General features: G+C 31.3%; 19 protein-coding genes and 1 riboswitch. Of the genes, 5 read left to right on the top strand and 14 right to left on the bottom strand.

Going from position 1 to position 21,008, the window contains the following annotated elements; genetic code table 11:
* Nucleotides 1–170: 170 nt before the first annotated feature.
* Nucleotides 171–590 (bottom strand): MaoC family dehydratase, encoded by a 420-nt coding sequence (locus ACSVC9_RS04140; protein ID WP_446899095.1) that lies wholly within the window; start codon nucleotides 588–590, stop codon nucleotides 171–173.
* Between the two features lie 289 nt (nucleotides 591–879).
* Between ACSVC9_RS04140 and ACSVC9_RS04135 the strand changes: the two genes are divergently transcribed.
* Nucleotides 880–1,365 carry a hypothetical protein gene (locus ACSVC9_RS04135; RefSeq protein WP_446899094.1) on the top strand — a complete coding sequence of 162 codons (486 nt, stop codon included), beginning with the start codon at nucleotides 880–882 and terminating at the stop codon, nucleotides 1,363–1,365.
* A 76-nt stretch (nucleotides 1,366–1,441) separates the two neighbouring features.
* Here the strand turns inward: ACSVC9_RS04135 and ACSVC9_RS04130 are convergent, their stop codons facing one another.
* Nucleotides 1,442–2,560 carry a D-alanyl-D-alanine carboxypeptidase family protein gene (locus ACSVC9_RS04130; protein ID WP_446899093.1) on the bottom strand — a complete coding sequence of 373 codons (1,119 nt, stop codon included), beginning with the start codon at nucleotides 2,558–2,560 and terminating at the stop codon, nucleotides 1,442–1,444.
* A 212-nt stretch (nucleotides 2,561–2,772) separates the two neighbouring features.
* Here ACSVC9_RS04130 and ACSVC9_RS04125 point away from each other — a divergent pair, with 212 nt between their 5' ends.
* Both ACSVC9_RS04125 and ytfJ read left to right on the top strand, forming a co-directional pair.
* Nucleotides 2,773–3,309: a DUF2953 domain-containing protein gene (locus ACSVC9_RS04125; RefSeq protein WP_446899092.1), complete on the top strand. Its 537-nt coding sequence runs from the start codon at nucleotides 2,773–2,775 to the stop codon at nucleotides 3,307–3,309.
* A gap of 43 nt (nucleotides 3,310–3,352) precedes the next feature.
* Entirely contained in the window at nucleotides 3,353–3,787 is a 435-nt protein-coding gene (ytfJ, locus tag ACSVC9_RS04120) for a GerW family sporulation protein (RefSeq protein ID WP_446899091.1), read from the top strand.
* Nucleotides 3,788–3,885: 98 nt separating this feature from the next.
* On the opposite strand, the gene ACSVC9_RS04115 is transcribed toward ytfJ, so the two are convergent.
* The 3 genes from ACSVC9_RS04115 to ACSVC9_RS04105 all read right to left on the bottom strand — a co-directional run bounded on the left by ACSVC9_RS04115 (nucleotide 3,886) and on the right by ACSVC9_RS04105 (nucleotide 8,087).
* Nucleotides 3,886–4,992 carry an amidase domain-containing protein gene (locus tag ACSVC9_RS04115; RefSeq protein ID WP_446899090.1) on the bottom strand — a complete coding sequence of 369 codons (1,107 nt, stop codon included), beginning with the start codon at nucleotides 4,990–4,992 and terminating at the stop codon, nucleotides 3,886–3,888.
* Between the two features lie 79 nt (nucleotides 4,993–5,071).
* Nucleotides 5,072–5,974, bottom strand: a complete 903-nt coding sequence (locus tag ACSVC9_RS04110; RefSeq protein ID WP_446899089.1) for a M15 family metallopeptidase — start codon at nucleotides 5,972–5,974, stop codon at nucleotides 5,072–5,074.
* Nucleotides 5,975–6,047: 73 nt separating this feature from the next.
* On the bottom strand, nucleotides 6,048–8,087 hold the full coding sequence (locus ACSVC9_RS04105; protein WP_446899088.1) for a methyl-accepting chemotaxis protein: 2,040 nt from the start codon (nucleotides 8,085–8,087) through the stop codon (nucleotides 6,048–6,050).
* A 156-nt stretch (nucleotides 8,088–8,243) separates the two neighbouring features.
* Between ACSVC9_RS04105 and ACSVC9_RS04100 the strand changes: the two genes are divergently transcribed.
* Nucleotides 8,244–8,831 (top strand): DsbA family oxidoreductase, encoded by a 588-nt coding sequence (locus tag ACSVC9_RS04100; RefSeq protein WP_446899087.1) that lies wholly within the window; start codon nucleotides 8,244–8,246, stop codon nucleotides 8,829–8,831.
* A gap of 52 nt (nucleotides 8,832–8,883) precedes the next feature.
* Here the strand turns inward: ACSVC9_RS04100 and ACSVC9_RS04095 are convergent, their stop codons facing one another.
* Complete coding sequence (locus ACSVC9_RS04095; RefSeq protein WP_446899086.1) at nucleotides 8,884–9,282, bottom strand: helix-turn-helix domain-containing protein; 399 nt, start codon at nucleotides 9,280–9,282, stop codon at nucleotides 8,884–8,886.
* Nucleotides 9,283–9,482: 200 nt separating this feature from the next.
* Here ACSVC9_RS04095 and ACSVC9_RS04090 point away from each other — a divergent pair, with 200 nt between their 5' ends.
* Nucleotides 9,483–9,653, top strand: a complete 171-nt coding sequence (locus ACSVC9_RS04090) for a Spo0E family sporulation regulatory protein-aspartic acid phosphatase (RefSeq protein WP_446899085.1) — start codon at nucleotides 9,483–9,485, stop codon at nucleotides 9,651–9,653.
* Nucleotides 9,654–9,717: 64 nt separating this feature from the next.
* Here the strand turns inward: ACSVC9_RS04090 and ACSVC9_RS04085 are convergent, their stop codons facing one another.
* The 8 genes from ACSVC9_RS04085 to argF form a co-directional block, all read right to left on the bottom strand.
* Nucleotides 9,718–11,550 carry a GTP-binding protein gene (locus tag ACSVC9_RS04085; protein ID WP_446899084.1) on the bottom strand — a complete coding sequence of 611 codons (1,833 nt, stop codon included), beginning with the start codon at nucleotides 11,548–11,550 and terminating at the stop codon, nucleotides 9,718–9,720.
* A 52-nt stretch (nucleotides 11,551–11,602) separates the two neighbouring features.
* Nucleotides 11,603–12,403: a sulfate adenylyltransferase subunit CysD gene (gene cysD, locus ACSVC9_RS04080; RefSeq protein WP_446899083.1), complete on the bottom strand. Its 801-nt coding sequence runs from the start codon at nucleotides 12,401–12,403 to the stop codon at nucleotides 11,603–11,605.
* Nucleotides 12,404–12,424: 21 nt separating this feature from the next.
* Nucleotides 12,425–12,739, bottom strand: a complete 315-nt coding sequence (locus ACSVC9_RS04075) for a 4Fe-4S dicluster domain-containing protein (protein WP_446899082.1) — start codon at nucleotides 12,737–12,739, stop codon at nucleotides 12,425–12,427.
* Nucleotides 12,723–14,414, bottom strand: coding sequence for an adenylyl-sulfate reductase subunit alpha (locus tag ACSVC9_RS04070; RefSeq protein ID WP_446899081.1), 1,692 nt, complete (start codon nucleotides 14,412–14,414; stop codon nucleotides 12,723–12,725). The genes ACSVC9_RS04075 and ACSVC9_RS04070 overlap by 17 nt, the downstream gene beginning before the upstream one ends.
* 10 nt (nucleotides 14,415–14,424) lie before the next feature.
* The gene (gene cysC / locus ACSVC9_RS04065) at nucleotides 14,425–15,018 is read right to left on the bottom strand and encodes an adenylyl-sulfate kinase (RefSeq protein WP_446899080.1); all 594 of its coding nucleotides are present in this window, start codon (nucleotides 15,016–15,018) and stop codon (nucleotides 14,425–14,427) included.
* 123 nt (nucleotides 15,019–15,141) lie between these two features.
* Nucleotides 15,142–15,251: riboswitch (SAM riboswitch) on the bottom strand.
* A gap of 340 nt (nucleotides 15,252–15,591) precedes the next feature.
* Nucleotides 15,592–18,780: a carbamoyl-phosphate synthase (glutamine-hydrolyzing) large subunit gene (gene carB / locus ACSVC9_RS04060; protein ID WP_446899079.1), complete on the bottom strand. Its 3,189-nt coding sequence runs from the start codon at nucleotides 18,778–18,780 to the stop codon at nucleotides 15,592–15,594.
* A gap of 18 nt (nucleotides 18,781–18,798) precedes the next feature.
* On the bottom strand, nucleotides 18,799–19,869 hold the full coding sequence (gene carA, locus ACSVC9_RS04055; RefSeq protein ID WP_446899078.1) for a glutamine-hydrolyzing carbamoyl-phosphate synthase small subunit: 1,071 nt from the start codon (nucleotides 19,867–19,869) through the stop codon (nucleotides 18,799–18,801).
* Nucleotides 19,870–19,883: 14 nt separating this feature from the next.
* Nucleotides 19,884–20,891, bottom strand: coding sequence for an ornithine carbamoyltransferase (argF, locus tag ACSVC9_RS04050; protein ID WP_446899077.1), 1,008 nt, complete (start codon nucleotides 20,889–20,891; stop codon nucleotides 19,884–19,886).
* Nucleotides 20,892–21,008 lie beyond the last annotated feature (117 nt).

The following is a 21,008-nucleotide window of genomic DNA, read 5'->3' as shown; positions in this document are numbered from 1 at the left end:
TATTATACACTTATTTTTATATTAAAGATTGAGTTACATAATTTAAGTATATCCAAATTACAAATTTTAGAGATAATAAAAATCTTTCTGTATATATTATATAATATATACAGAAAGATTTTTAAAAAATATATAAAGTTAGTTGATTGGCATATTAAAACGACCTAAAATTATTTCCTAGGTGGCATAACAAGTGCTTCCCCTTCTATAACAGTTTTTCCAACTTGATTGGTGCACGTTGTTTTTAGCTTAATTCTATTTTTTGGAACATTCATTTCTATAACTTCAACCTCTGCTTTTATTGTATCACCAATATGAACTGGTGCTGTAAATTTAAGCTGTTGACCCATATAAATAGTTCCTGGACCAGGCAAATGCATTCCAAGGCATGCCGAAATAAGCCCTGAAACCAGTATTCCATGTGCAATTCTGCCTTTAAACATTGTTTTTTCTGATTTAACCTGATTTACATGTGCAGGATTCAAATCACCAGTTATTCCAGCGAAAAGGTATACATCAGTTTCAGATATAGTCTTTTCTATGGAAACTTTATCCCCTATCTTTATTTTATCAATAGTCAAGCCTTCCATATTTACTACCTCCCTATTTTATTAAATTAAGTAACTTTCCGAGTATTTATTAGAGCAATAAGCATGCCATATAGCTATGCTTTATTTTAAGGGCCTTGTTAATTTACATACTGTTAATTAATTATACACTTTGTAATAACCTTATTGTATTTAAATGATTTGCATTATGGTATACTTATCTTACATGTATATAATATTTACATATATTTTTTATAAAATAATAAATAACTTCAATATAGTTATAAAAAATTATGATATAATAAATTATCAGGTTATGAAGGTGGAACTTATGGACAAATATAGAAGAAATTTTTTTAAGAAATTATGTAAATACTGCATTGATAATTATACTATATCAAACAGCGGACCTATTATATCATCTTTAATATATAGTTTATGCAAATATTTGGACATAGATGCAATGGCTGTTAGGGGGATACTAACTATACATATAAATGAGAAGTACAGTAAAAATTTTGCCCATTGTTTTAATACTTATAATGGAATCATAATAGATGCAAGCATATATCAATATGCTATTATGAACAAGAAAATAGAACACCTTATACCAATATATATAGTTGAAAGCATACCCTATCATATAGAATATACCATTCAGAAAGAGATCCCGGAAGATTACCGTTTTAAGTTTTCTCACAGATTCTTAGAAAATCTGATTATTAAAATTCAAGCTATGGATGAAAAAAACATCGTTCCAGAAAGATTTGATCTAACAGAAGATTCTAGAAAACAAAATCTATTTTATTGTCGATGATCTAAATTATATGTGAAAATAAAGGAGCAACCTAATTTATTATTTTTTTGTTGCTCCTTCTATCTATAATTTATATTCATTCTTTATTTAGAAATGGTATTTTGAAAATTCTCCTTATTTTAATTGTATTTGAAGCTTCTAATGGACTGCTATAAATTTTTCTTTCATCTTTATAAATACATAACTCACCTATGCTATTACCCTTTTCTATAGTTGAAACTATCTTTTGCGGCTTTAAAACTTTAAAAGTATACTTACTCCTAGGATCAACAGGTATAATTATATCCTCTGCATATCTAAGTTTTAATTTCTTCCTATTGATATTTAATTCTATGGCTGTATCTCCTTTAGAAAATAATTTTTTAAATTTATAATTGTTATTTATATACTCATTTATTTTTTTAGTTTCTTTCCATCTCCCAGGACAATTCAAAACTACTATTATGACATCATTACCCTTTATATTGACAGATGTAACAAGGCATTTGCCTGCTTTTCCCGTATATCCTGTCTTTACACCATTTGCTTCAGGAATTTCCCACAAAATTTTATTTATATTGTGATAACTTCTAGTAAATCTATTTTCTGTATTATCTATATCTTTAGAACTTACAATGTCATTGAACAACTTATTTTCCTTTGCTTTACACGCAATAACTGCTAAATCATAAGCCGTAGAATAATGCTCATCTTTATCGAGACCATGAGGAGATTGAAAATGCGTATTTAAAACTCCTATTTCACTGGCATATTCATTCATAAGTTTTACAAATTCTTCTACACTTCCACTAATTCCCTCTGCAATAGCTATAGCTGCATCATTACCAGAACGAGTCATAAGTCCACACAACAATTCTTTTAGCTTTATTTTTTCACCTTTTTTATATCCTACAGTAGATCCCCTTACAGTCGCAGCTCTCTTTGATATTTCTATTTCCTTATCTAAATTACCATACTTTAATAACACAAGTGAAGTCATCATTTTTGTTGTACTTGCCATAGGTACCAATTCATAGGCATTTTTTTCGTATAGAACTATTTTTGATCTGGCATCTATAGCAACTGCACATCTGGCATCAATATCTGGATTATTGGAATGATCCTTGTCCCGTGCACTTGTATTAATATTGCAAATATCAAACATTATCAAAAATATTAATAACAATATAAAATATTTTCTAAAATTTTTGCCCATTCTAGTTCCTCCTAATTGATATCTAAAAGTATATTGCTTGTTAATATTTTTTACTAAAATCCTCAAATTAACCTTTAAATTGTTACCATATAAGTATATATTTTCTTATTCAGGTTATAATTATCAATATGTAAAGTGTACTTTTAATGAATTTAAAAGGAGGAATTGATTACCTTCTGTTTTGTAAATTTTGATTGTAATCATAGTCTAATATGCTTATCACATTTATTGTAATATTTATAATCATGGCCCTGTTTCTTCCTGTACCTTTAAAAATTCGTGTTAGCTATGACAATAAAAAAATTTATATAAATTTTTTCAATATAGATATATTAAATAAATTTACATCAAATCAAAAAAAATTCAAATTAGAATCGAATAGATCCAAGAAAAATTTATCGTATACCATAAAAAAAATTAAATCAATTATAAGATATCTCCTAAATTCAAAATCAAAGTTTAGAATAAATATAAAAATAAATATCTATTATGGTCTTGATGATGCAGCTGATACAGCCATTTTATATGGAGTGCTTCATTCATTGACTCCAATATTGTTTATATTTATTTCAAAATTATTCAAGATAGGAAAGAAGAATATAAATATAACCCCGTATTTCAATAAAAATTATTTTAAAATAGAAATTACTAGTATAATCTACATAAGTTTTGCAAAAATTATATATATAATTATATTTCTATCTGTAGAAAATCTAGCATCTAAAAAATCTACACCTAGTAAAATATAAAATCTAATTTAAGTCATTAATTATATATAAGGGAGTGATTTTCATGGATGGTCATCCTATAGAAAATTTATTAAAGAGCACTATGGAAAACTTAAAGGATATGATAGATGTAAATACCATAGTAGGAAATGCCATAGAGTCAAAAGATGGTTCCCTGGTAGTTCCGATTTCAAAAGTATCTTTTGGTTTTGCTTCAGGTGGAAGTGAATTCGATACAAGCAAAAAAGATGAATCAAAATCAAATTATCCATTCGGAGGAGGCTCAGGTGCCGGGGTAACAGTTAAACCTGTAGCTTTTCTAGTTACCAAAGGAGATTCAACCAAACTTTTATCACTAAATCAGCATAATACCTATGACAAAATAGTAGATTCTGTTCCACAAATAATGGAATTCATAAAAGAAATGGTATGCTCGAAAAAAAGCAAAAATAAATCTAATTCAGACAATGATTCTGACAATTTTGCTTCAGGAATTTAAAATCAACTTCCATCAAAAATATATTATGTAAAAAGGAATCTAGTACTGAGAAAAACTTATTTTCAGTATTAAATTCCTTTTTACTTTATAATAATATACTAATAATTTACTCTTATAATCCAGAATTTTATATTTTTGTCGTTCCATCCAAGATCCCAGGGTACTTTATCCCTATCCGTATTATGACATGTAACTAGAGCATATCCTTTTGAATCCACACCTGTTACTATGGAAATATGAGTTATATCTCCTTTTTTTTCATAGGCTACAAAATCACCTGGTAAAAGTTTATAGGATGCTTTATATACTTTTTCATAACTTCCATATGCTATGATTGATGCTCTTCCACTGTATATCATATAATCTTTGAATCCATCTGCATTTATCCAGGCTCTTGTCGCTCCCTTCTTGTCATAACTCCATGCAGAGTTTTTTCTAAAATTTCCACCCTCAAATAGTATTTGAGATGCAAAATTTGCACAATCCCCTCCTTTCCAGTTATAGTTTCTGTACTTCTTATTATAGCTATACCTATTCCCTTCTTCAGCAGCCAATCCACAATATTTGTTTGCATACTCCACTGTTGATTTTCTTTTCTTATCTATAACCGATATATCTTTGGGTTTTTGCGAGAGTATATATTGTTTTATTGAATCAACCTTTAAATTGTTTATTTTTAGGGAATCAGCAAATGGATCTTTATACCACTCCTTTGTTATAATCCATTGATCACCTCTTCTTACAATATTTAATACATGGGAGGTTCCAATTCTAAATACATTTATTTTTTTTGAATTATCATTATAGGAATATCTATATTGTGTAGAACAAATTAAATTTATAGAAAGTTTTTCATCACTTTTTTCCCGTATTCTTTTTATTACAATTTTAGGTTTTATATCTATAAATTTTATTCCTTGCTTTTCCTCCCAGTTTCTAATATACTTCATCTTTTTTTCTTCATATTCATAGGCCCATGTACCATATTTAGTATTTTTATCATAAATGTCTTTCACTAATTCAAGATCACCATTCAATATAGCTTTATTTCTGTCAATAAATATTTTTTGGAGTGCAGTTTTGACCTCATTTTCATCGTATATTTCTCCAGCCTTCACTACAGAGGAAAATAAACCTACAAGTAAAAATGCTATAATACATATATTCACAAATTTAATATTTATTTTTATCAAACGAAATTTCATGGCACTATCCCTACCTCAACAACCTATTTGATCGATAGAGATATTATCTCCAGTTATCAATAAATTCACTCTGTTAATTCTAGCCAAATACACTATCAATTTTTTCAATATAGCTTTTAATTTTACTATCTTTATATGGAACACCTTCAAACCACTTATTATCTATATTATTTTTTTCTTCAAAATACCTGGCTTTGAAAATTATTTCAGGCCTGTATTCAAAATGTAATATATCAAAATGGCTCCATTTTCCTCCCCATACAAAATTATTTTTTTCAAATGCTTCTACAATTTTTTTAGGATAAGATTTTATTCTAGCACTGCCTCCAGATTCATCTACCCATTTCCAGTAATCTCTTCTATCTCTTGCTAAATCTATTGCTATAGCAAAAGAATGAGGACTTCTAAGATTTGTGCCTGATATGTTTCTATAATTGAAAGTTCCACTGCAGGGGAAAAGACAATTTAAAATATTAGAATTTTTTTCAGCAAGGGGCATTATATCTTTTATTGCATTCTCAAGAGATCTAGCTGCCCCATTGTTTCTATTAAATTGAAATTTCCTATATCCCAAATTTACCATTTCAAGATTTGACTCAACTTCATTTTTAGAATCACCATATACCTCACTTAAAATTGGATATACTCTCAATCTGCCTGGATCAATGTTCTTATTCATTACCCCATCAATTGCATCCAAAGGATATTTTTGTTCCATCATATCTTGTATATCCGTATTGAAAAACTTTTTATCAAAATTCTTTTCTTTTTTGTCATCATAGAGAACTTTATTACCAGATTTCATTATAATATATACATTTCCTTTATTGTCTCTTTCTACATCTTTAATATATTCAGGATATGCCATCATAAGACATAGTATGTCCTGTTTCATCACAATATTGTAACTATAAACATCTTCTGCCTTTACTCTGCACGAAAAAAGCACTATAAAAGCAAGTATAAATATCATCTTTTTCATAAAATATCACCCCATTTAAATATTTCCTTATATTTTTTCTTAATAGGGAGATATTTATACATGATAATAAAGCTCATAATTTGAATTTCTCAATTATATTTTTAAGTATACCTGCACTGTTCTTATTTTGAAGAGCTGTGGAATTTATATCTTCAAGTTTTTGGCATATATCATTACTTCTTTCAGATATATTCTGTATCTTACCTGCACCGTCGCTTACTGTTTCGGCCATTTCGTCTACTGCTTTTACTATTCCTTCAATAGATGCACTTAATTCTTCAGATACTGTGCTGAAATTAGTCATAAAATTATTTACTGCTTCCGAATCCTTACTATATTGAACCGCTACACCATTTAATTTATCATAATCTTTAATAACTGTACTTTCAATGAAGCTCAATACACTATTTGAGCTGTCTACTAATTGTTTCACAGAGCCTCCAACTATATCAACTATACTTTTTATATTGTTGGCTGTCTCTCCTGACTGATCTGCCAATTGTTTTACCTCCTCTGCAACTACGGCAAATCCCTTTCCAGCTTCACCTGCCCTTGCTGCTTCTATTGAAGCATTTAAAGCCAGTAAATTAGTTTGTTGTGTTATATCAATTATTGCACCTGTAAGTTCATTTATTTTATTTACAGACTTACTTTCCTGAATTGCCTTCTCCAGATCAGATTTTATACAGACATAAATATTATTTGCCTGACTCTGTGAATCTTTCGAAGATTGTTTGAGCCCTTCGGCTCTTTTCTCAATATCATCGGAAGTCTTTGATCCCATCTCAGCCTTATCTGCCATTTCTTTTACAGTACTTCCCATTTCACCGGAGGATGCAGCAATTTCCTCTGCTGTAGCTGAATTTTCTTGCATACCTGCAGATATATTTTCAGTTTGCTCCAATGTTTCATCTAAATATTTTTTTACTTCCTCTGTTAAATTATTTAAAGATAACGCATTAGTGTTAATTTTATCTGATACCTCCATTAATGAATTTACCGATTTTCTAAGAACAGACCTCATTGATACTATAGATCTATATATGTTCCCAATTTCATCCTTATAACCAAGTAAATGATTATAGTTATCTGATTCATATGATTCACTTAGATCCAATTTTGAGGTTCTGTCAATTATTTTTGTAATTTCAATCATAGGTCCAGATATTCTTTTAGAAAAAATAAATCCTGCTATTACAGCTATTAATGCCAATAAAAGCATCATTGCTACAATTATGAGCGTTACTTTTCTTGCACCTGAAATTACAGCATTTTTATCAGCTGAAAGCACAAATGTCCACTTTACTCTTGGCAAAGCAGTATAATAGGCTATTTTATATTCTTTCTTGTATTCATATTCAATATAATTTAATTTAGTTTTTTCTGTATTTTTTATACTATTTATAAATGTTTTTACATTATTTTCTACCGGCTTACCTATTTTATTGCTTTCAGGATGAAATATTACATTACCATTTTCATCCACCAAATAAGCATAACTTCCTTCTGTATTTGATACAGTAAGATTTTTAAATGGATTTGAAAAACTTTTTGCAACAACTGCCGCAGCAAAATATCCACACAATTTTCCATTTATTTTAACTGGACTTGAAAATATTATTATCTGTTCACCTGTAGATTTTGAAGTCATTGTTTCACTTATAACATCCTTATCCTTTAATGTTTCACTATTATACTTTCTATCACTTATATTGGTGTTTATAAGATGTGTATCACTATCGGCTATTATAGTCCCTGTCCTATCCACAATAAATGCATGCTCCAGATTCCCCTGATTTTCAACATACTGCACTAATTCAAAACCGACTGTTTTTATCGAATCTTTATATTGTCGTGAGTTATATGAATTTTCCCTTAAATACAGAAGATCATAAACAGATTTTTTATTCGCCATACCTTTGACTTTGATTTTTTCTTTATCTATCATGTCCTCTAGAGTACTAGTATAGCTTTTTGTTAACGATTGCATTTCAATTTTACTATTATCGTATAACTTAGATGATGTCTGACAGTATACCAGTGTAGACGCAATTACCATTGTTACTAAAACAAGAGCCCCTATAAGTATAGGTATTTTCTTTTTTATGCTCATTTTCACTACCCCCAATTAATAATTATGTTAAATTCTTATTAAATATATCGTACAAATTTTTAAAGAATCAAGCTATAGGTATAAAATATTGACTTTAATAGCTACTGTAATTATAATTAATCACAGTAGCTATTATACTGGAGGTGTTATGTAAATATGGTAAAAAAAGTTCATATTTTTTTTGATTTTGTATGTCCTTTTTGTTTTCTTGGAATACACAAATTGGGCAGTGCAGTAAAAAACACTGATACAGAAATAATATGGCATCCCTATGAATTAAGCCCGGGTTCAGAAGATACACTTGATCCAGTTAAAGACAATGAGAAACTAAAATCTATAAAAAAAGTTATTCTTCCATCTGCAAAGGAACTTGGAATTTTTATTAAATTCCCTAATATTTCCCCATACCCTCATACAACTATGGCTTTTTATGGTATGCAATATGCAAAGGAAATGAACGTGGAGTCACAATATATTAAAAAAGTTTTCTCTGCATTTTTTCAAGAAAATAAAAATATAGGCAAGCCGGATATATTAAAAAACATTGCAGGAAATATAGGTTTAGACAAATATAAATTTAGGGAAGCTTTAAAATGTAAAAAGTATAGAGATCTTCATGAAAAGGCTTTAAGATATTCTTATGAAGACATCTCTATAAATGTAATACCAACTTATGTTATAGGAGAAAAAACTCTTGAAGGTGAAGTTAAAACAAATGACCTTAGAAATGCAATTAACTACTAGCTAATGTCAAAAAGATGATGTGGCAATATGATAGATTCCACATCATCTTATATTATCTTATATATGGTAGAATAAGTTTTATTAAATTTTCTATCAACTTCAATTCCTTTTTGGAGCATTTTTTTAATAAAAAATACAAATTATTTTCACAATTATCTTCATCCTTTAAATTAACGTATTTTTCTTTACTCTCCTTAACAAAATTTCTGTTATTTATTGTTGAACTTCTTCCATATATTAAATAATCAGTTGTAATATGAAGAGAATTAGATATTTTTACTAAAGTAGAAAGACTCATCTGTCTCTCTCCCCTTTCAAGTTGTCCTACATACAATGCAGAAAGATCTACAATTTCGGCAAATTTTTCTCTTGTAAGTTTCAGTGCCTCTCTTTCCTTACGCATTCTCCATCCTATTGCTTTTCTATCAATATCTAGTAATTTGTTTGTCAATTGTATTCACTCCTGTCCTAACCTCTTAAGATAACTTTATACATAACAACCAATTACATAAATAAGCTATTTGCAGATAATTAATGATTGCAAAAAGCCTATATATTGTGTAAAATTGTAATTATTAATATATCAGTGCTAGGACTATAACAGTATATACTGATAAAACTAGATATACCTATAATATTGGAGTGTTCTTTATGAATATTGAGGAAATTAGTAAATTAAGAGATTATTTACATCTATTGATTTCTAAAAATGCTGATTATAGTGATATACTAAAATCAAGCAAAGAACTGGATGAAGTTATACTTGAATTTTATCAGGAAAACTTAAAAGGAAAATCCATAGAAAACAATAATCCAAAATAAGCAGTTATATGTGCATATAACTGCTTATTAACTAAAACCTATTTAACTTTAAAAGCTGTATTTGTCAATATCCAAGCATATTCACTATGTTTTTAATTTTTATATCGGAATTGAAATCAGCTTTGTCTATATAAAGCGTTATAACCGGATAATCAGATCTTTCGTATTCAAATACAGAATCGCCGTCTTCATTAAATACAGAAGGGTTTCTCTTTTTACATATATCATTATTTGCATCTACAAATATTTCAACATAATTTTTTTCTCCAATTATGTTTTTGGCATATTGCCTGTCTGACTTAAATCTGCTTACAGATGTTACTATAGTTATCATTCCACTGTCCACAAATAAATTTGCTACTTCTGCAATTCTTCTCGTCTGTTCATGTGCATCCCCAGGCTCAAATGTTAAATCCGAACTGAGCCCAAACCTCAGATGCGATGAATCAAGATAATATACCTTTTTACCAAGATCCATGATTCTTTTCTCAAGTTTCACAGCTATCTCATTTTTTCCACATCCCGGTAGGCCAGTAAGCCATATAACCTTACCTTCTTGTCCCATACTTTTCTCTCTGTCACTTCGTGATACAAGTCTTTTCCTTATAGATATATTCTTGCTTCTAATATCTTTTATCTCTCTTTTAAGTGAATCTTCAACAGCCGAAATAATTCCACCACCGCTTATATCGTAACCATCTACTATTACAAACCTTCCAGTAGATTGTAGCTCGCTGAACTTGTCAAAGCAAATTGGTTCTTTTGTCTTTATTGTGACTTCAGCAACATCATTTTTCTTTATAAAATTACGTTCATCACTGCTATTCAATGTAGCAGCATCGATTATTTTATTTATGGATATTATATTGAATTCTTCCTCTTGAGTTTCAATTTTCAATTTATAGGTTTTATCTTTTACCAAATTATTCTCACCAAGCCAGAATACATTGGCATTAAAGACATTTCCAACAGTAACAGGATGCTCTCTATGGCATATAAATTCACCTCTTTTATTATAAAATTCATCTTCAACAGTAATTCCTACAGACATTCCAGCAGTTACAACATCCTTTCTATCTCTATCCTGCCATGCCTCAATTGATTTTACTTTTGTAGTTTTTCCAGAAGGATAAATCACAATTTCATCTCCAGTTTTAAGTGTACCGGATTCAATTCTGCCAGCTATAATCCTCCTGCTGTCAAATTTATATACATCCTGAATAGGGAATCTAAGTTCTTTCTCTTCTATCCCTCTATCTTTTTCTATACTATCCATACTCTCCAGAATATTTTCTCCATTATACCAAGGCATTTTATCAGATCTATTTGCTATATTGTCTCCATTAGAAGCTGAAATTGGTATATATCTTTCTGGATATATATTTATATTATTCAAAAATTCATTGAATTCCCTTTCTACTTCATTAAATCTCTCCTCCGAATAATCCACCAAATCCATTTTATTTATGGCTACAAATACTTTTTTAATACCTAGAAGGGATAATATATATCCATGCCTTTTTGACTGTTCTTGTACTCCCTCTTTGGCATCTATAACTAAAATAGCGGCTTCAGCACTAGCTGCACCTGATATCATATTTTTTAAAAACTCTTTATGCCCAGGAGCATCTATAATTACATAATCTCTTCTTTGTGTAAAGAACTGCAACATAGTTATATCTATAGTTATACCTTGTTTCTGTTCCTCTTCAAAAGCATCAAGCAAATAGGCATATTCAAACTTTTTTCCGTTTTCTTCGGATATCTTCTTTACTTTTTCAATTTCACCATCTGGTAATGAACCTGTATCGTAAAGCAATCTTCCTATTAATGTCGATTTCCCATGATCTACATGTCCAACGACTACTATATTTAAATTTTCTCTATCTTTTGCCATCCGATCTAAATCCTTTCTATATTTAAATTGTTAATTGTGAACTTTATATTGTTTACATATATCCGTCTTTTCTAAGTTTCTCAAGTGCATGCGCATCAGCCTTATCTTGAGCCCTTCCAGACCTTTCGGTTTCATTAGTATTTTTTAGTTCTTCTATTATATCGTCCAATGTAGTGGCATTTGACTCAATTGGATTAGTACATGGAGCACAACCTAAACTTCTATATCTCTTCCCATTTTTCGCAAAATACAGGCTAACTACAGGAATATTTTCTCTTCTTATATATTCCCATATATCAAGTTCTGTCCAGTTTATAATTGGATGTACTCTTATATGATTTCCCTTTTTAAAATCAGTCTTAAATTGATCCCACAGTTCAGGCGGCTGATCTGTGTAATCCCATTTGGATTCTGAATTTCTTTCACTAAATACTCTTTCTTTGGAACGAGAGCCCTCTTCATCTCTTCTTATTCCAACTATAAGCCCTTCAAACCTATATTCATCCACTACCTGCTGTAGGCCTTCAGTTTTCAATGCCTTACAACATACAAGTCTTCCCTTTTCAGGTCCCATCCCATCTTTCAATGCCTGTGTATTCGTATGGACTATGAGATTTAAATTGTATTTTTTAGCCACCCTGTCTCTGAATTTTATCATTTCAGGAATCTTAAATGTAGTATCCACATGTATAAGTGGGAAGGGACAATTCCCGAAAAACGCTTTTTGAGCAAGCCACAGCATGACTGTAGAATCTTTTCCTATTGACCATAACATTCCAAGTTTTCCGAGTTTTTTATATGCTTCTCTAAAAATATATATACTTTCAGATTCCAATCTGTCTAAATGATCCATTTATAATATTCCTCCTAGATATTAGTATTTATTTGATTCTTTTCTATTTGTAACTATAATAGTCTCATGATTATCTCTGTTTATTATATGCCATTCCAGCTCATTGCCATTTTGACTTGTATATAAACAAGAACCATTTCCCCCTATATCTGCACCAAGATAATATTTAATCGCTCCCATTTGGCATTCCTTAATACATGCAGTACATCCCCAGCAATTTTTTTCGTATTTTATATATGCTTTTTCATCGACATCACTGTATATCAAGCTCCCAGGGCATATATATATACACTTGAAACATCCTATACATCTATCTTTGTCAATTTTTATGCTCATATATATTCTCCTTTTTCACTATATTCCTAAACATGATACTTACTTTTCCATCTTTATATACCGAATTAACATATTTAATCCAATTTTCATCATCTCTTTCAGGAAAATCTGAGTTTTCTTCATAACACCTCCATCGTGTTTCATGCCTTGCTTTTAAATGCCCTATAAGCACTTTGCACACATAAAGCCTATCAATAAGTTCATATATAAACAGGAGTTCATGGCAATTATCTGCTTTCAGATCCCTGCTGATTTCAAACAGTTCATCTATTCTCTTTTGAGCTATATCAAGCTTTTGAGAATTATAACTATAATTTTGCGATATACCTCCTGCATATTCATCCATTGTCTTCTGCATAGCTTCTTCTATTTGGTCAACACTATATAAACCTCTTTTGTTATTGAAAAATTTATTTATTTCATCCAGTTTAGCTTTTATATATATGTCATCAAGATAATCCATATTTATATTTTTAATGTACTCTAGTGCAGAATCTGCTGATATTTCTCCCTCTGCAAAACATCCAGTGGCATATTTTTTTGGACTCCCTCCGCTTACATCTCCTGCACAATATAGTCCTTTCAAGGTAGATGCTCTCTTTGTATCAACCCAGTATCCACTAGCTGCATGCCCACCTACCACATAAGGCTCGGTTCCTTCAATTTCAACATTCTCTTCAGATGGCATTCTTTTACTGTCTATCCATTTAAGTGCCTGTGAAGGTGACATATTTAAATAAGCCTTAATTAAATTACTTTCTTCCATTTTGGTAATATCATTGGTCTTCAAAAAACATGGACCATTTCCATTTTTATTTTCCATTACCGTAGCATATAATCTGTTTATGGTCGTTGGCTTCCCGTAGCTCTTAACATACTCAATTCCCCTGCCATTTATCTGAACCGCTCCTACTCCTTGTGCTATAGTTCCAGTAGGTGCTATAGTATCTTTACATCTTAAAGCGATAAATCTCATTTCAAAGCTAGTCATTTCAGCACCGGCCCTTATACCCATGGCATAACCTGACCCGGTGTTAAAAGGAGAATACCACATTTTATGTCTAGAAAAATTAGGGTTATTAGGTTTATATAATCCTGACGCCCCACCTGCTGCACATATGACAGCTTTGGCATAAATTGCATAAAACTTTTCTCCATATATAGAAAATGCATAGGCTCCTATAACTCTTCCATTTTTCTTTATATAATCTATAACATTTGTTCCATTCAATACATTTATATTACTGTATTTTTTAACTACAGTTGCAAGTATTGGTTTAATATTCTCCCCATTTATTTTTATACTTCTTTTTCCTCTTTTTATATATTTTCCACTGGAATCCTTCAAAATAGGGAGCCCCATTTTTTCAATCTCCAAAGTTACATCATTAAGTTTCCTTGCTATTGTATATACTAAATCCTCTCTTATGACGCCACTGAACTCGCTCTTCACATAATCTACAAAACTCTCTGGTGTCTCACCATCATTTATATATGCATTGAGTGCATTAATACCTGCTGCAAGACATCCACTCCTTTTTATATTTGCCTTCTCCGCAATTAGAACATTTACCGCAGGATGCGTTCTTGCCGCCCTAATTGCTGCAAAACATCCTGCAGTACCACCACCTATTATCAAAACATCGGCAGTCAACTTTTCAGGTACCAGTTTCATTCAATCACTCCTATCCTTTATAAAACAAATAATCCAGTATTTTATCAACACATTGTTCTATACTACTTTTATAAGTTGATAAAATAATTTCGGGGTTATCTGGTATTTCATAGGGAGAATCTATCCCAGTAAAATCTTTTATCTCTCCATCTCTTGCTTTTTTATATATTCCTTTAGGATCCCTTCCCTCACAAACTTCAAGTGGACAATCCACATATACTTCTATAAAATCCTTGCCAAGCATACTTCTGACTTTATCCCTGTCACACTTGAATGGTGATACAAATGTTGCAATTGTGATAATTCCGACATCTGCAAATAGCTTACAAACCTCCGATATTCTCCTTATATTTTCAGATCTATCTTTTTTAGTGAACCCAAGATTAGAGCTTAATCCATACCTTATATTGTCGCCATCCAGGATATAGGTAAGCTTACCCATATTATATAATTTAACTTCCAATTGAGAAGCTATAGTTGATTTTCCCGAACCAGAAAGTCCTGTAAACCATATTACAGTTCCTTTCTGATTCAGAAGTTTTTCCCTAAGCTCTCTATTTACAAAAGTTTTATGCCAGACTATATTAGTTGATTTTTTGTCCAATAAAATCCCCCCACTATCCACGATAATTTATCAATATAAAGCTGCACAGTATTAAATTCCAAAGTAAAAATTATGACCATTTTTCTTTTGTAAGAAAAATGGTCATTCAATACCTTGCCACTTTTCTTATCTCTCAGAAAATTATTCCGTAGGAATTAACACCGCTGCATTCACATGAGAATGCCGGTTGTCGGGTTTCATTGGGCCAGTCCCTCCACCTCTCTTGATAAGAATACATTTAATTTTAGTGAAAAAACACTTCTGCCTCTTTACAGAGGCAGAAGTTACTTCCACGGTTCCACTCTGTTTATTATATAATTACATTATGCAAATATACAATAACTTATATCCTTAACGTTTTAACGTACATCCCCGCCTAAACCTACTAATTTCAATTCAAGAACTCATAAGTGCATTTCCATTACTTCCTCTTAGGATCTCTCTCAGCTGTGAGATCCATCTCTTTAAGACTTCATAATATACTTATCTTAATCATAGCTTTTTATCTTCCTATTACATTGAATTTATTATACTTTCTTAATTATATTTTGTCAAGAAATAACTACATGTTCTTCATCTTAAATACTCCTCCATGGATCTATATTCCACTTTTTCACCGTTATTTTCTATTTTTATACACAAAATATATACATCCGCCGTATTCAAACATGTAAATAAAACCCTATCATGAGCAAGCGCCGCACGTCTAAGCTCAAAACCAGGCGTTCCACTTTTATATCCAATAGTAGGAGTGTTGATAACTATATCTATCTTCTTTTCTCTTAGTTTCCCTACAGCATCCTGTATAGCCAATCTTTCACATTCTATTCCACTGTCGATCAAGAATTTATAGGTTCCTGATGAAGCAAAAATGTTAAATCCAAGTGACTTATATTTTTCGATTATGGGAATCGCTTCTTCTTTATCTCTGTCATTTACTGATATATACAGGTTACCTTTTAAATATACATCTATTCCTGCTGCCCTAAATGCCTTGTATATAGCTTTATTCCTGTCAAAATCAACTCCAAGCACTTCCCCTGTGGATTTCATCTCAGGTCCAAGTGCCACATCAACCTCAGGCAATTTCTTATTTGAAAATACAGGCATTTTAACTGCTATCATTTTACTATTTCTATATTCGTCCTGTCTATATCCAAAATCCTTTATTTTCTTTCCAAGCATGACATCTACAGCTATTTTCACCATAGGTATATCAGTCACTTTGCTTAAAATAGGGACTGTTCTTGATGCTCTCGGATTTACTTCTATAACATACACTTTTTGTCCATCAAAGGCATATTGAACATTCAGAAGTCCTTTGACATTTAGTTCCCTTGCTATTTTAGCAGTATACTCCTCTATCTTTTCCAGCACTTCTTCTTGCAAATCAGACGCAGGATAAATGGCTATACTGTCTCCTGAATGAACTCCTGTCTTCTCTACATGCTCCATTATACCTGGAATTATGAGATCTTTTCCATCAGATATAGCATCCACTTCAATTTCTTTTCCAATTATATATTTATCCACGAGTACAGGATATTCCTTGGATAAATTTACCGCATCTTTGAGATATTTTGAAAGTTCTTCATCATTATAAACAACTTTCATAGCTCTTCCTCCTATTACATAGGATGGTCTTACGATAACTGGATACCCTATCTCTTTTACCAATATATCAGCTTCTTCCAAACTTGTCACAGATCCTCCTATTGGAGAACTTATACCTAATTTTTTAAGGAGAACTCTAAATTTTTCCCTGTCCTCCGCTAAATCTATAGATTCAAAAGAAGTTCCCAGTAGATTTACTCCCCTATCATTTAATTTCTTAGCTAAATTCAATGCAGTTTGTCCTCCAAACTGTACCACAACTCCATCTATTTCTTCTTCATTTATTACATTCATAACATCATCTATATAAAGCGGATCAAAATACAGTTTATCAGAAGTGTCAAAGTCTGTACTTACTGTCTCTGGATTATTATTTATAATGATGGCTTCAAGTCCAGCCTCTTTTATCGCCCATACTCCATTGACACAACAATAGTCAAATTCTATTCCCTGTCCAATCCTTATAGGTCCAGATCCTATTACCAATACTTTTTTATTATTTGAAACAACATTATCACTTTCAAGATCGTAACAGGAATAATAATATGAGGTTTTTGCTTCAAATTCTCCACTGCAAGTATCTACCATTTTATAAACTGACCTTATACCGTTTATTTCCCTTAGTTTTTTCAAATCATCTAATCTCATGCCAATCAATTTGCAAATATACTCATCTGTAAATCCCATGACTTCTGCCTTATGTATTACATCCACATTGGGAACATTTTTTATCAATTCATCTTCCATATCCACTATATTCTTTATCCCACGTATGAACCACTTATCTATCTTAGTTATATCATGAAGTTCTTCAATGCTCATCCTTTTTCTAAGAGCCTCTGCCACGGCAAAAAGCCTTTCATCATCCTGCATTTCTATTTTTCTAACTATTTCATCTCTACTAATTTCTGTCAATTTGTCCAGCTTTAGTCCTATTATTTTTCCTTCAAGACTTATTACAGCTTTTAAAAGTGCACTCTCAAAATTCCTATCTATTGACATGACTTCCCCTGTAGCTTTCATCTGTGTTTTTAGTCCCCTATCTGCACTTTTAAATTTATCAAAGGGCCATTTAGGTATTTTAACCACACAATAATCAAGTGCTGGTTCAAACAATGCACTGGAATTCCCTGTTACATAGTTTTTAAGTTCATCTAAAGTATAGCCAAGTGCAATTTTAGCAGCAATTTTAGCTATAGGATACCCTGCAGCTTTAGATGCAAGCGCACTAGATCTGCTTACTCTTGGATTTACTTCTATTACTTTATAATTACTGCTTTCAGGATCTAGTGCAAATTGGATATTACAGCCGCCTTCTATTTTCAATGTTCTTATTATCTTTACAGCAGATCTTCTAAGCATCTGATACTCTTTGTCAGTCAAAGTCTGGGAAGGTGCGACAACTATACTGTCTCCTGTGTGTATTCCAACAGGATCTATATTTTCCATATTACATACTACCATGCAGTTGTCTTTTTTATCCCTCATAATTTCATATTCAAGCTCTTTCCATCCCGACAAGCTCTGCTCAAGTAAAATTTGATTTATAGGACTCTCCTCAAGTCCATTTTCGCATATTTCGATGTACTCTGCATAATTAACTGCAATACCACCGCCTGTACCACCTAGGGTATAAGCCGGTCTTATTATTATTGGAAAATTCACCTTATCTAGGAACTCTATACATTGGTTTATACTTGTGGCAATTGTTCCAAGTGCTATAGGTTCATCTATAAATTCCATAAGATTCTTAAAGCTTTCCCTATCCTCGGCATTTTTTATAGATTGAATCTTTATTCCCAGCAATTCAACATTATATTTTTTGAGTACTCCAACTTTTTCAAGTTCCATGGCAAGGTTTAAAGCTGTTTGTCCTCCAAATCCAGCAAGAATCCCATCTGGGCTTTCCTTTTTAATCACTTCCTCTACTGCTTCAACAGTAAGAGGCTCTATATAAGTTCTGTCAGCAATATTCTTGTCTGTCATTATAGTAGCCGGGTTACTATTTATAAGTACAGTTTCTATACCTTCACTTTTAATGGCCTCACAAGCCTGTGTCCCCGAATAATCAAATTCCGCAGCTTGACCTATTATTATAGGTCCTGAACCTATAATCAAAACTTTTTTCAAGCTCTTTCGCAATGGCATTTTATCACTTCTCCTCGTTTATTTTACTAAAGTCATATACTTTAAAAATTTATCAAATAAATATGCTGTATCTGTTGGTCCCGGACATCCCTCAGGATGAAATTGAACTGAAAATACTGGTAATCTTTTATGTTTTATACCCTCAACACTATTATCATTTAAATTAATATGAGTTACTACAATTTCATCTTTATTCAAACTGCTTTCTCTGACTGCATATCCGTGATTTTGAGAAGTTATAAAGGCTTTATCCATATCTGCATCATATACTCCATGGTTTCCACCTCTATGACCAAATTTCATTTTATAGGTATCTCCACCCAGGGCAAGACATAATAATTGATGTCCAAAGCATATTCCAAATACCGGTATTCCGCTGTTTACTATGGCTTTTATATTTGGTATGATATCCATCATATCCTTAGGATCTCCGGGTCCATTAGAAAGCAGTATTCCGTCTGGATTTATGCTCATTATCTCGTCATATCGAGTATTATATGGGAAAATAGTTATATCACACTTTCTTTTCATTAAATCCCTTATCATATTTTTTTTAACTCCAAAATCTAATACTGCTACTCTTGAGCCATCACCCTCTATATGCTTTATGTTCTTTATGCTTACCTGCTCTACTAAATTCTTGTAGCTATACGAATCTAGTACCTTCCTTATTCCATAAATCGATTCATTCTCACTGCAGATTACACATTTCATAGTTCCCCTGGATCTTATTTTTTTAGTAACACTTCTCGTATCTACACCACTTATTCCAACTACATTATTTTTCAAAAGAAAATTTTCAAAGTTGTCTTTACATAAATAGTGGGAAGTATCATTATAACAATTTTTCACTACTATTCCTTTTGCTTGAATTTTATTAGACTGGCTTACATTATGGTCAATCCCATAATTCCCTATATATGGATAGCACATGTTTATTATCTGTCCAGAATAAGATGGATCTGTAAGTATTTCTTGATATCCCGTCATTGAAGTATTAAATACCAGTTCACCTACTGTTATGCCTTTTTCCCCTATGGCTTTTCCCATAAATACAGTACCATCCTCCAAATACAAAATAGAGTTCATAATATACCTTCTTTCTAAATATTGTCATTTCCCAAGGTTGCAACCATAACTGCCTTTATAGTGTGCAGTCTGTTTTCCGCTTCATCAAATACTACTGAATTTTTACTTTCAAATACTTCATCTGTAACTTCCAGAGAAGAAAGTCCAAATTTATCATATATCATCTTTCCAATACTTGTCTCAATATTATGAAACGAAGGAAGACAATGCATAAATTTAACTTGACTATTACCAGTTATATCAAGTAATTCAGTATTTACCTGATATGGTGTAAGCATATCTATTCTATCCCTCCATAGTTCCTTACTTTCACCCATTGAAAGCCAAACATCAGTATATATCACATCTGCACCCTTAATATTCATATCTATTTTATCACTAACAGTTATATTTCCTCCAGATCTTTCCGATTCCTTTTTACATTCATCTATAAAATCCTTGTCTGGAAACAATGCCTTCGGAGTGATTGTCTTAAAATTCATTCCAACTTTTGAAGCACCTATCATAAGAGCTCTGGCAACATTGTTTCTTCCATCACCTATATAGACAAAATTAACTCTATCAAGTGGTTTATTCACACATTCCTGAACCGTTAAAAAATCTGCCAGGACCTGAGTTGGATGATCTTCATCTGTAAGTCCATTCCATACAGGAACCTTTGAATACTCAGATAGTATCTCCACATTTTTCTGTGAAAATCCTCGATACTCTATTCCATCAAACATTCTTCCAAGAACTCTAGCAGTATCTTTTAACGATTCTCCACTTCCAATATGACTCTGTGAAGAATTTATATATGTAACCTGTGCACCCATATCATATGCAGCAACTTCAAAAGAACATCTTGTTCTCAAAGATTCCTTTTCAAATATCAACGCAATATTTTTATTCTCCATCCTCTTTTTCTGATTTCCTTTATGTTTTTCTATTTTCAATTTGGCCGCCAAATCTAAAAAAAATTTTATTTCCTCTAGTGTAAAATCCTTTAAAGTCAAAAAGCTTTTTCCCTTCAAATTCACCATTAATTACCTCCTAAATAATTAATATCTCATATATGAGAATCAAATTTTCTCAAATTGTTTTATATATGGTATTTTCTATAAATAAAATTAATTTATCCAACTATTTTTATTTATAAT

Source organism: Clostridium sp. LBM24168 (genome assembly GCF_052953915.1).
This window is presented reverse-complemented; position numbering and strand designations above follow the sequence as displayed.